The sequence below is a fragment of the Centipeda periodontii DSM 2778 genome, assembly GCF_000213975.1.
GTDB classification, from domain to species: Bacteria; Bacillota; Negativicutes; order Selenomonadales; family Selenomonadaceae; genus Centipeda; species Centipeda periodontii.
Genome location: NZ_GL892076.1, coordinates 128,043 through 140,103, shown reverse-complemented (window position 1 = coordinate 140,103; position 12,061 = coordinate 128,043). Strand labels below are relative to the sequence as shown.

Below are 12,061 nucleotides of genomic sequence, written 5' to 3'. Positions count from 1 at the left end.
AAAAACTCCTTTCTCTCTATATTTTTGCACAAGAAAACCGAGACGGCAAGAGCCGCCTCGGCTTTTTCATTCCGAACAGTATGCGATGCTTAGGGCAGTACGATATCCACACCGAGTTCTGCCGCCGCCGCGCGAATGTCCGAAGGTGGTTCCGTATCCGTCACGAGCCCTGCGAGCGCGTTGAGCGGAGTGTAGTCATAGTTGCCGTCCGTCGAGAGCTTGCGCGCCTCCGCCACCACGTAGGCGCGTTTGCTGCGCGCGATGATGCGTGCCTTGTTCAGTCCGTCGTCGATGTCGTAGGTGGACACACTGTTGCCCTTGACATCCACGCCGACCGCGCCGACGAATGCGATGTCGGGCTTGAGCCTGCCGATGAAGTCCTGCGTCATGCCGCCCCAGAACCCGTCGCGTCCGCGGTTGATCTGTCCGCCCGCAAAGATCAGCTCGATGCGGGGGTTGCGCGCGAGCACGCCGAGTACATCGACCATGTTCGTCACAACCGTCAGATCGCGGTCGCTCTTCATGAGAAGTTCCGCAATGGCGAGGTTGCTCGTCGACACATCGAGAAAGACCATGTCCTTATCCTGGATGAGCGAAACAGCAGCCTGCGCGATGCGGCGCTTTGCCTCGACATCCATGTGACGATGACGGCTGACCTCGATCATATGAACGCTCTGTGTTAGTTTCACAGCGCCGCCATAGGTGCGTTTCAGTCGTCCTTGTCGCTCGAGCGATCCCAGATCCTTGCGGATACAGTCCTCGGTCACCTTGAATTTGGCGCTGAGCTCCTTGACTTTGACTTTACCGTCACGCTCCACCATGCGGACGATGAGCTCTTGGCGCTCTTCCAGAAACATGATATTCACTCCCTTTGCGCAGATGAAATTGGCAGCGCTCATATATCTGCAATCAATGAGCCGTCCATCCTTTTTTTCCAGTGTAGCGCAAAATTGCTAAAATAGCAAGACAATTTTAGCTATTGAAGCAAATTTATAAGAGTGTATTCATTGCATATATTCTATTATAATAGACAATATCCTCCATCTACTTTCGTTAAATTGTAATTACATGCGAATAAAATGAAAAAATGCCCACAGTTGCCCTCGCGATGCGTCGGAAGATACGTGATTTCATGCCATATCCGACTCATATACGCGAGGCACAGCTGTGGGCAGTCCCGTGAAAAGGGCTCAGCCCCCGATCTTTAATTTTTCACGCGCGGAAACGTGACGGTTAAATCCAACTTCGTCCCGCGTCATGCCCAGCGCGAGCCCGACAAGCTGCTGCAGGTGGAGGACAGGCATATCGGTCTGTGAGTGCACCGCCTCGCGTCCCTCGGGTCCGTACATGTCGAGCTGCATCTGGCAGAGGGGACAGGGCGTCGCGATGAGATTTGCTCCGGCACGGTCGGCGCTCGCTGCGATCTGCCCCGTGACGGTCAGCACATCGTGCTCCGCCGTGAACTGTGCGTGGAAGCCGCAGCACTTGCGTCCCGCGTCGAACCAGACGGGCTCTGCGCCGAGGCGGCGCACAAGGCGTTCGAACGATTCGGGATAATCGCCGCTCTCGTGATTCATGATGAGCGCAGGGCGCAGAATGTGGCAGCCATAGTAGCAGGCGACCTGCGTGCCCTTGAGCGCGTCCGTAATTTTTCCGTCGAGGACTTCCGGGTGCTCGTCAAGCACCCAGAGGAAGTGTGTGATCTCGCTTGTTCCCTGATATGCGTATGGATGCCCCGCCTCCTTGAGGATGGCGTTGACCTTCTCCTTGAGCGCTGCGTCATGGTCGAGCCGATACTTTGCCGCGCGCAGCTGCAAGGTACAGGTGTTGCAGACGGTCAGGATCGGCAGATCCATGTGCTCGGCAATGGAGATGTTGCGTGCGTTGACGGCGAGCGCGGCGAGGTCGTTCACGCCCTGCGCGTGCGAGGCACCGCAGCACGTCCAGTTCGGGATTTCCTCTACATCAATGGCAAGACGCGCACAGACCTCTTTGAGCGAGGTATATGCCTCGGCGGCCGCTCCCTCGAGGACGCAGCCCGGAAATAATGCGTACTTCATGATGTTGCCTCCTCCTTGTCCGCCTGCTCCGCCGCCTTTACGATCGCGGCAATGGTCTTGATCTCAGGGTTGACGGGATGGCTCGCGAGCGGATCCATTTTGCCCGTGTTCATGAGGCGCAGTGCCATTGGCAGGCGCAGAGCGGACATGAAGTAGCCCTCGGACTTGATGTTGAGCTTTGACTCGTCGAGCGTACCGGACTCGGAGATGTCGTCATAGATTGCCTTGGCGTGGCGTGCGCCGACGTTGTCGTCGAGATGGTGACGGAACGTCGCCTCCTTGAGCTTTTCAATCGCACCTGCGGGATCGAGTCCCTTCGGACACTTCGCCGTGCATTCCTGACAGTTGAAGCAGCGCCAGAGGCCCGCGTCGAGCACCGCCTTCAGATGTTCGGCGGGTGTCTTGCTGCGCGAGTCTGCGACGAGCTTTTCCGCCTTGACAAAGGCGAACGGATCGAGGAAGTCGTCTGCGTTCAGCGTGTTCTTATTGCACTCGGAGACACAGGAGCCGCAGAGGATGCAGCCCGCATATTTCTTGTACTTGTTGAAGTCCTCGGGCGACTGCAGGCAGCCGGTCTCGGATGTGAAATCGTCCTTCGGGTGCAGTGTGGGCTTTACCTTCTTGATGCGTGCGTACTTCGGATCCCAGTCCACGACGAGATCGCGGATGACGGTGAAGTTGCCGAGCGGTTCGATGGTCAGCTCCTCTGTCTGATAACGTGCGAGGAGATCCTCGACGAGCACCTCGCAGGAGAGCTCGGCATTGCCGTTCACGCGGACGGCACATGCGCCGCAGATGCTCGAGCGGCATGCACTCGTGAAGGAGAGCGTCGGGTCGAGCTTCTCCTTGACGTAGGTCAGCGCATTGAGGACGGTCAGGCCCGTGGTGATGGGGACGGTATAGGTGTCCACCCACTTCTTCCCCTCGACGAAGCGATGGATTTTGAGCTGCACGTCCATATCAATACTTCCTTTCCTGCGGCGGATACTTCGTGATGACGACATCCTGATACTCCGCAGCATAGCTGCCGTCCGACTTCTTGAAGATCAGCGTGTGCTTGAGGAAATTCGCGTCGTCGCGCTTTGGGAAATCACGGCGTGAATGACCACCGCGGCTCTCCTTGCGTGCAATCGCGCCCTGCACGATGGCATGGGAGATCTGCAGCATATTGCCGAGCTCGACGTACTGTGCGAACGCTGTGTTGTATACATGGGACGTGTCGCCGACGAAGCAGTTCTTGTAGTCCTCCTCGAGCGCATGCAGCTCCTTTGCCGCCTCCTCGAGCTGCGGACCATTCCGAAATACGCCCGCCTTAAACCACATGGTATCGACCATTGCGTCGCGGATCTCGGGCACGGTGCGGTTGTTCATGTGCGGACGCGCGGTCACCTTGTCGAAGCGATCCTTCCACTTTGTGCAGCCTGCCGTGAGCGCATCCTGACTGCCCTCGTAAGCATGCTCCTTCGCGTAGGCAGCGGCACCCTCGCCGGCGGTCTTGCCGAAGACCAGAACCTCGGAGAGGCTGTTTGCGCCGAGGCGGTTCGCGCCGTGCACGGAGACGCAGCTCGCCTCACCTGCCGTGTAGATGCCGGGGACGCGCGTTGCGCCCGTATGGAAGTCCGCCATTTCGAGCCCGCCCATCGAGTAGTGGCAGGTCGGGCTGATGAGCACGGGGGCCTTCGTGATGTCAACGCCCGCGAAGCGGAGCGATAGGTCGGCGACCTGCCCGAGGCGCTCGCGGATGCGTTCGGCTGGAATCTTTGTAAAGTCAAGGTAGACGCCTGCGGTCAGCCCCTCGCCGATGCCGTGTCCCTCCTCGATCTCGGTTGCAATCGCGCGTGCTACGATGTCACGCGTCGCGAGCTCCATCTTCTCCGGAGCATAGCGCGACATAAAACGCTCGCCGTTCTTATTGATGAGGAGCGCACCCTCGGAGCGGCTCGACTCGGAGAGGAGCACGCCGTTGACGGAGAGTCCCGTCGGGTGGAACTGCACCATCTCTGGGTCTTTGAACGGAATGCCCGCATTCATGCCCGCGACGATGCCGTCGCCCGTGGAACTGTACGGGTTGGATGTGCGTACCCAGTAGGCGCGTCCGTAGCCGCCCGTTGCGATGAGGACGGTCTTTGCGGGGATGCCGATGAGGTCGCCCGTACGCATATCCATAGCGACAACGCCCGCGAGCTTGCCTGCGTCCGTCATCGTGATTTCAAGCATCTGACATTCGGAGATGAAGTCCACGTCATGTGCAAGACACTGTTCGAAGAGCGCGTGCACCATCGCATGCCCTGCACGATCTTCGAAGTAGGATGCGCGTGCGTGGGATGAGCCGCCCATCTTGCGCTGATGGAAGTGTCCGTCCTTCTGACGGTTGTACGGATAGCCCATGTAGTCCATCTCGTAGATGGTTTTGCCCGCGTTCTCGGCGAAGTATTCAACGGCGTCCTGATCGCAGAGATAGTCCCCGCCCTTGATCGTGTCAAACGTATGCGACTCGACCGTGTCCTTGTCGTCCGTGACCCCCGTGACGCCGTTCATGCCGCCCTGCGCCATTGTTGACGCTGAGCGCGTGGGCATGAGTTTCGACATGACGGCGACCTTTATGTCCTTGTCCTTTGTCGCGGCAAGCGCCGCGCGCATGCCGGCACCCCCGCTGCCGATGATGAGCACGTCGTAGGTCACGTCGCCGTGCCTGACCTGTGCGGGAATGTTCTTGTTCCCACAGCCGAGATAGGCGCCGGACATGAGAACTACGCCCGCCGCCGCAGTGCCTTTGATAAAAGTGCGGCGTGAGATTTCCATTGCCATAGCTTTCGTCTCCTCTTTTGGTGATGCATAGAATTTATCTCAACGATTGATAAAAACTATCGTGATTTTATTTCGCGTTGATAGGTGGAAAATCCTGCATTGTTGTGGGGGAAACGTGCACTTGAAAAAGCCTCCCGTTTGCAGCGGGAGGCTTGAAGTCTCTGTGTGAAGTTGTTAGAATGGATTCATCTGCCGAGGACGGCGCGGCGTTTGAGGATGTAGTTCCACACCATGACGATGGCGGCAGCGATCAGCTTTGCAATCATGTAGTAGATGCCTATGAGGTCAACAAGCATCCACATGAGGAGTTGGTTGAGTCCGAGACCCGCGATGCTCGAGCCGAAGAAGAGCATCTTCATGCGGCGCGTCTGTGCATTTGCCCCGCGAAAGACGCAGACGAGGCAGAGCCAGTAGTTGACGAGGACGGAGACAGTGAAGGAGATGCCCGCCGAAAACAGATAGTAAAGTCCTCCGTACTCGGTGAGGATGTAGAGCAGGCCGTAGTCGAGGATGAAGCACGCGCCGCCGACGAGGACGAAGCGAGCGATTTCGTAAAGTCTGGAATGCGGCATAGAGCACCTCGCATCGTTTTTGTGTGTGAACCACCGTACGCACGCTACGCGAACACATCGTTGCGCAAGCGGTCGCGTTCTCGTTCATCTAAGGAATCTTTGAAAGGAATACATATGATAGAAAGATTCTTCACGTTGTATAAAATTCCTGCTGCGGTTCTTTTTTGCGCAGTCCTCCTCCTCGGCGGGTGCGGGGGCACAGTGACGGCGGAGGAGACAAAACTCGTGATGGGAACGGTGGCACGGCTCGTGGTGCGTGCGGATGAGATCACGTCGCAGGCGGCGCTGCGCGACGGGATGGCGGTGCTCGCGCAGACGGAGCGCGATGCGGATGGGGAAGCACTCGCGGCTGTGGAGGCGGCGGCAGGAACGGGGGAGTGGCGGGAGATATCGCCCGCGCTCTATGATACACTGAACCTCGCGCAGGAGATCGCGCATCGTTCGGACGGTGCATTCGATGTGACGGCGGGCACGCTCACACAGCTCTGGGAGCGGGCACGCACGGAGAAGATGCCGCCACCTGCCGAGGCGGTTATGGAGGCACGCGTACATGTCGGCTATGAGGCGCTCGAACTTCGTACGATGGAGGAAACCGGTCAAACGAAATATGAGGCGAGACTCATGAAAGCGGGCATGAAGTTCGACCGCGGCGCACTCATCAAGGGGCTGGCACTTGACGGTATTCGTAACTCTTGGCAGAGTGCGGACGTAACGGATGCGCTCGCAGATCTTGGGACCAGCTCGATTCTCGGGATGGGCGTGAACGAGGAGGGCGCACCGTGGCAGATCGGCATCCGCAATCCGCGCGGAGTGGAGCGGTCTGATCTCCTCTCCGTCGTACCCCTTTCAAACGAAGTGCTCTCCTCTTCGGGCGATGATGAGCGATTCTTTATGTATGAGGGACGGCGCTGGCATCATCTCATCGATCCACGCACGGGCTATCCTGCGCAGACGGGGCTCGCTTCCGTGACCGTCGTCCTGCCGATGGATGTGGAGGAGGGGGCATGGCAGGGACATATGGGGGCGCTTTCCGATATGCTCTCGACGGCGATCTTCGTGCTTGGCGCAGAGGAGGGAAAGAAGCTGCTCGCGGATTTCCCCGATGCGCGGCTGATTTTGATCGACACGGATGGGAAACGGATAGGGGAGTAAGAACGCATAGAAAAACTCTGCCGTTTTGTGCGGCAGAGTTTTTTTCAATTTAGCCAATCTGAATCACATGGCTGACGGTGAAGCCCTTTGCCAAGAGGCGCTCCTTGACCGTGTCCACGTCGTCGATGTCGGCGCGAATGATGATCTGATAGGTGCCGCTCGGCTGCGGCAGTGTGACCATGCTGTCGATGCTGATGTCGAGATCGGCGAGGACGGTCGCGATGTCGCGCAGGACGCCCGTGCGGTCGGCAACGTCGATCGTGAGACGCGTCTTGCCGCTGTCGAGTCCCATGACGGCAATGAACGCCTTGAAGATGTCCGTGGAGGAGATGATGCCGACGAGCTTGCCGACCTCCGAGAGGACGGGCATACCGCCGATCTTCTCGCGCGTCATGATGAGCGCGGCTTCCTCGATCGTCATCGTGTCGGTCACGGTGATGACATTCTTCTGCATGACATCGGCAACCTTGATCTTCGAGAGCAGGGTGCGCAGTTCGTAGCGGTCGAGTGTGGTCGCCGAGGAGGGCGAGGCGCGCAGGAGATCACGATTCGTGAAAAAGCCGACGAGCTTTCCGTGCTCCACGACCGGGAGGCGGCGGAAATGCCCCTTGTCCATGAGTTTTGCCGCATCGTCCATGCCTGCGTCGGGGCCGATCGTGACGGGATTCTTGGTCATACAGTTGGCAACAAACATAAATGCTTCCTCCTTGCCAATGGTAACACGAGATATTTTCTCTAATAATTCGCGCTTTGCGTCGCGTTTTCCTTCTTTTATCCCCCTAAATACGCCTTCCGCACATCCTCACTTGCCGCCAGTTCCCTCGCATCGCCGGACAGCGTGATGCGTCCCGTTTCGAGGACGTAGGCGCGGCTGGCAATGGAGAGCGCCATGTTTGCGTTCTGCTCGACGAGCAGGACGGTCGTGCCCGTCTTGTTGATGTCCACGATGATCGAGAAAATCTCCTTGATGAGGAGCGGAGCGAGCCCCATCGACGGCTCGTCGAGGAGCAGGAGGCGCGGGCGGCTCATGAGGGCGCGTCCCATCGCGAGCATTTGCTGCTCGCCGCCCGAGAGAGTGCCCGCCTGCTGCGCGATGCGCTCCTTGAGGCGCGGGAAGCGCGTAAAGACCATCTCCATGTCGGCGGCAATGCCGTCCTTGTCACTGCGCGTGAACGCGCCGAGCTCAAGGTTCTCAAGCACACTCATCTCGGCGAAGATGCGTCGTCCCTCGGGCACCTGCGAGATGCCGGCACGCACGATCTCATGTGCGCCCGTACCCGCGATGCTCCTGCCCTCGAATTCGATCGTGCCGCTCTTCGGCGCGATCAGCCCCGAGATCGTGCGCAGTGTCGTGGACTTGCCCGCGCCGTTCGCGCCGATGAGGGTGACGATCTCACCTTCATTCACTTCGAGCGAGAGCCCCTTGAGCGCGTGAATCGCGCCGTAGTAAACCTCCAGATCCGTCACACGGAGCATGGGAGCTTTTGCTGCTGTTTCCTTTGCCATGTTATTCCTCCGCCCCCAGATATGCACGGATGACCTCGGGATTCGAGCGAATCTCCTCCGGTGTGCCGTTCGCGATGATCGCGCCGTATTCGAGCACGTAGATGCGCTCGCAGATGCCCATGACGAGCGCCATGTCATGCTCGATGAGGAGGATCGTGATGCCGAAATCCTTCTTGACCCAGCGGATCATCTCCATGAGTTCGAGTGTCTCCTGCGGGTTCATGCCCGCCGCCGGCTCGTCGAGGAGCAGGAGGCTCGGCTGCGCCGCGAGGGCGCGCGCGATCTCGAGCCGCCGTTGCGCACCGTAGGGCAGGTTCTTTGCCTTCTCCTCTGCCGCGTCCGCGAGGTGGAAGATCTCGAGCAGGCGGTACGCCTCCTCGGTGAGACGATTCTCCTCGCCCCAGTAGCGCCCGAGGCGCAGCACGGACTCTATCAGCCCGTAGTTCATGTGGCAGTGGTAGGCGATCTTTACGTTGTCGAGCACGGAGAGCTCACCGAAGAGACGAATGTTCTGGAACGTGCGTGCAATGCCGCGCTCTGTGATCTGGTAGGGCTTCAGCCCGACAATGCTCTTGCCCTTGAACGTAATCTCGCCCGTCGTCGGCTGGTAGACGCCCGTAAAGAGGTTGAACGCGGTCGTCTTGCCCGCGCCGTTCGGCCCGATCAGCCCAAGTAATTCTCCATTCTTGATGTGCACATTGAAGTCGACGATCGCCTTGAGGCCGCCAAAGACCATCGAGACATCGTTTGCCGTGAGTAAATCCTTTGCCATTACGCCTCACCCCCCTTCTTGAAGAAGCGGCGCAGCGGCTGCATCGCCGTGACCTCGACGTAGCCGAAGAGCCCCTGCGGACGGTAGAACATGAGCAGGATGAGTGCGAGCGCGTAGATGATCATGCGCGCATTCGGGAAGCTCGCGAGCGCCGCCGAGAGGAAGGTCACGACGAGCGCACCCGCGATTGAGCCCGTCATCGAGCCGAGTCCGCCCATGACGACCATGATGAGGATGTTGAACGACTGCATGAAGGTGAACGAGGCGGGGCTGAGGATATACATATTGTGTCCGAAGAGCACACCCGCAACACCCGCGAAGAATGCGCCGATCGTGAACGCGAGCACCTTGTACTTCGTCGTATTGACGCCCATTGACTCCGCCGCGATCTCGTTCTCGCGGATCGCGAGGCACGCGCGGCCGTGGCGCGAGTTGACGAAATTCTTGATGATGAAAAGCGTAACGAGCATCAGGAAGAACACCCATGTAAAGTTCGTGTGGTGGGCGATGCCCTTGAAGCCCGCCGCGCCGCCGACGTAGGGGACGTTGATGATCACGATGCGGACGATCTCGCCGAGGCCGAGCGTTGCGATGGCGAGGTAGTCGCCGCGCAGACGCAGTGTCGGCAGACCGATGAGTGCGCCGAGGAGTCCTGCCGCAACACCGCCTACGAGGATGGCGAGCGGAAACGGGACTCCAAAATTCGTCGTGAGGACGACGCCGACGTAGGCGCCGACCGCCATAAATCCCGCGTGCCCGAGTGAAAACTGTCCCGTGTAGCCGTTGATCAGGTTGAGGCTCGCCGCGAGGATGATGTTGATCCCTGCGAAGATGAGGTTCAGCTGCCAGAACGCACTCAGCATGCCGGCGCTTGTCAGCCCCATGATAACACCATAGATCACGAGGGCGAAGACGAGCATCTTGAGATCATTTTTCTGCAAAAGATTCATCTGCAACCCTCCTTAGACCTTTTCCTTGACATTTTTTCCGAAGATTCCTGCGGGTTTGAAGAGCAGGACGAGAATCAGGATGGCGAATGCCGCCGCATCGCGGAACATCGAGAAGCCGAATCCCGAGATAAACGCTTCGACGATGCCGAGGACGAGCCCGCCGACGACCGCGCCCGGCAGGATGCCGATGCCGCCAAATACCGCCGCAACGAACGCTTTGATGCCGGGCATCAGCCCCATCAGCGGGTCGATCGAGTTGTAGTAGATGCCGATGAGTACGCCTGCGACCGCCGCGAGTGCCGAGCCGATGGCGAACGTGATCGAGATGATGCGGTTTGCGTTGATGCCCATGAGCTGCGCCGCCTCCGTATCATACGATGCGGCGCGCATCGCTTTGCCGATTTTCGTCGAGCGTACGATGTAGGTGAGGATGAGCATCAGCACGAAGGTCACGCCCATGATGAGCAGCTGCTGCCCGCTGATGATGAGCCCCGCCAGATCGAATGAAATGTCACTGATCGTTGCGGGGAAGGTGCGCGGCGTGGGGGATACGATCGCCATCATGACGTACTCGAGGAGAAATGACACGCCGATCGCCGTGATGAGTACGGAGATGCGCGGTGCATGGCGCAGGGGACGATAGGCGAAGCGTTCGACAATGACGCCGAGCAGTGCGGTGACTGCCATCGATATGAGAATCGCCGGAAGGGCAGGAATGCCGAGCGTAATGGCGTAGAAGCCGAGATAGGCGCCGACCATGTAGATATCGCCGTGCGCAAAGTTGATGAGCTTGATGATGCCGTAGATCATCGTATAGCCAAGAGCGATCAGCGCGTAGATACTGCCGAGCGAGATCCCGTTGATCAGCTGCTGCAGAATCTGGTGCATAAACTCCATAGAATGACCTCCTGATAAAAAAGAGCCGCAGTTGTGCGGCTCTTTTTGAAAGCGTCAGCCGAATCTATTACATGCTCGGCATAATCTTTGCGACGACAACGCGGTCGCCGTCCTTGTTCTCGAGAATGACCGCCTGCTTGATTGGGTTGTGCTGCGCGTCCATCGTAATCGTGCCCGTGCCGACGACGAGATCCTTTGTCTCCTCAATCGCCTTGCGCAGCGCCTCGGGATCATCCGAGCCCGCGCGCTTCAGCGCATCCACGAGCAGCTTGCCCGCGTCATAGCCGAGTGCGGCGAACACGTTCGGAGCATGGTTGTATTCCTTCTGGAACGCGTCGATGAAGGGGCGCACGGACTCATCCTTGTCGGAGTAGTGCGTGCTGAAGTACGTGTTGTTCAATGCAGCTGTGCCCGCGAGCTCCGCGACCTTCGGATCGTCCCAGCCGTCCGTGCCGATAATGGGCGCCGTGATGCCGATCTCGCGCGCCTGCTTGACGATCTTGCCGACCTCCTCATAGTAGGCGGGGACGAAGATGACATCCGCATTCGCCGCGCGCAGACGCGTGAGCGTTGCCTTGAAGTCCTGATCCTTTGCAAGGAATCCTTCGGTCATAAGCACCTGACCGCCCCCTGCCGTAAAGACCTTCTCAAAGACTGCGGCGAGGCTCTTGGAGTAGTCCGTCGAGTTGTCGATGTAGATGACCGCCGTCTTTGCCTTGAGCGTATCCAGTGCAAACTTCGCCATGACATCGCCCTGCTGCGGATCGATGAAGCAGCTGCGGAAGATCCACGGCTTCACAACGCCGTTCTCGACCGTGACATCGACCGCCGTTGCGTCCGGTGCGATGACGGGGACCTTGTTGTCCGTCGCAACCTGCGACTCCGCGATGACGTTGCCCGTCGTTGCGGGACCCACGATCGCGCGAACATGATCGTCGGAGATCAGCTTCGTCGCCGCATTGATCGACTCTGCCGCCTCGGACTTGTTGTCCGCCTCGACGAGGACGATCTTTTTGCCATTGATGCCGCCGGCATCATTTGCCTCCTTGATCGCGAGCTTCAGACCCTCGAGCGTCGAACTGCCGTAGTTCGCCGTATTGCCCGTCATCTCGAAGTTTGCACCGATGCGGATCTCATCCGACTTTGCCGCGTCGCCGCCGCAGCCTGCGAGCACCGAGCCGAGAAGCGCCGTGCCGACCAGAGCGGCAGCAAGGCGCAGCGCCTTTCCTCCAAATATCATGAAGATACCCCCTTATTAGTTCCCAATGTATGAATCAATGAAAATAAAAAAAGATAGCCCTCATTATAGGGGAGAGAAGGATTTTCGTCAAGGTATACAATTTG

General features: G+C 58.8%; 12 protein-coding genes. 1 reads left to right on the top strand and 11 read right to left on the bottom strand.

Annotation, left to right across the window (positions count from 1 at the left end; translation table 11 throughout):
* Positions 1–89: 89 nt before the first annotated feature.
* From HMPREF9081_RS00680 to HMPREF9081_RS00660, 5 genes are all read right to left on the bottom strand, one after another.
* Positions 90–857, bottom strand: a complete 768-nt coding sequence (locus tag HMPREF9081_RS00680; RefSeq protein WP_040395325.1) for a DeoR/GlpR family DNA-binding transcription regulator — start codon at positions 855–857, stop codon at positions 90–92.
* Between the two features lie 333 nt (positions 858–1,190).
* On the bottom strand, positions 1,191–2,060 hold the full coding sequence (locus HMPREF9081_RS00675; RefSeq protein ID WP_006304947.1) for a CoB--CoM heterodisulfide reductase iron-sulfur subunit B family protein: 870 nt from the start codon (positions 2,058–2,060) through the stop codon (positions 1,191–1,193).
* The gene (locus HMPREF9081_RS00670) at positions 2,057–3,019 is read right to left on the bottom strand and encodes a succinate dehydrogenase/fumarate reductase iron-sulfur subunit (RefSeq protein WP_006304946.1); all 963 of its coding nucleotides are present in this window, start codon (positions 3,017–3,019) and stop codon (positions 2,057–2,059) included. Before HMPREF9081_RS00670 ends, HMPREF9081_RS00675 begins: the two co-directional genes overlap by 4 nt.
* 1 nt (position 3,020) lies before the next feature.
* The gene (locus HMPREF9081_RS00665) at positions 3,021–4,868 is read right to left on the bottom strand and encodes an FAD-binding protein (protein WP_006304945.1); all 1,848 of its coding nucleotides are present in this window, start codon (positions 4,866–4,868) and stop codon (positions 3,021–3,023) included.
* Positions 4,869–5,053: 185 nt separating this feature from the next.
* Positions 5,054–5,440, bottom strand: a complete 387-nt coding sequence (locus HMPREF9081_RS00660) for a GtrA family protein (protein WP_006304944.1) — start codon at positions 5,438–5,440, stop codon at positions 5,054–5,056.
* A gap of 114 nt (positions 5,441–5,554) precedes the next feature.
* Between HMPREF9081_RS00660 and HMPREF9081_RS00655 the strand changes: the two genes are divergently transcribed.
* A complete protein-coding gene (locus tag HMPREF9081_RS00655) occupies positions 5,555–6,592 on the top strand; it encodes an FAD:protein FMN transferase (RefSeq protein WP_006304943.1) in 1,038 nt (345 codons plus the stop codon).
* A 49-nt stretch (positions 6,593–6,641) separates the two neighbouring features.
* On the opposite strand, the gene HMPREF9081_RS00650 is transcribed toward HMPREF9081_RS00655, so the two are convergent.
* The 6 genes from HMPREF9081_RS00650 to HMPREF9081_RS00625 form a co-directional block, all read right to left on the bottom strand.
* On the bottom strand, positions 6,642–7,286 hold the full coding sequence (locus HMPREF9081_RS00650) for a CBS domain-containing protein (protein WP_006304942.1): 645 nt from the start codon (positions 7,284–7,286) through the stop codon (positions 6,642–6,644).
* Between the two features lie 77 nt (positions 7,287–7,363).
* Positions 7,364–8,098, bottom strand: coding sequence for an ABC transporter ATP-binding protein (locus tag HMPREF9081_RS00645; protein ID WP_006304941.1), 735 nt, complete (start codon positions 8,096–8,098; stop codon positions 7,364–7,366).
* A 1-nt stretch (position 8,099) separates the two neighbouring features.
* On the bottom strand, positions 8,100–8,870 hold the full coding sequence (locus tag HMPREF9081_RS00640) for an ABC transporter ATP-binding protein (RefSeq protein WP_006304940.1): 771 nt from the start codon (positions 8,868–8,870) through the stop codon (positions 8,100–8,102).
* On the bottom strand, positions 8,870–9,820 hold the full coding sequence (locus HMPREF9081_RS00635; protein WP_006304939.1) for a branched-chain amino acid ABC transporter permease: 951 nt from the start codon (positions 9,818–9,820) through the stop codon (positions 8,870–8,872). Before HMPREF9081_RS00635 ends, HMPREF9081_RS00640 begins: the two co-directional genes overlap by 1 nt.
* A gap of 12 nt (positions 9,821–9,832) precedes the next feature.
* Positions 9,833–10,717 (bottom strand): branched-chain amino acid ABC transporter permease, encoded by an 885-nt coding sequence (locus HMPREF9081_RS00630; RefSeq protein WP_006304938.1) that lies wholly within the window; start codon positions 10,715–10,717, stop codon positions 9,833–9,835.
* Between the two features lie 67 nt (positions 10,718–10,784).
* The gene (locus tag HMPREF9081_RS00625) at positions 10,785–11,957 is read right to left on the bottom strand and encodes an ABC transporter substrate-binding protein (protein WP_006304937.1); all 1,173 of its coding nucleotides are present in this window, start codon (positions 11,955–11,957) and stop codon (positions 10,785–10,787) included.
* Positions 11,958–12,061: the final 104 nt, after the last annotated feature.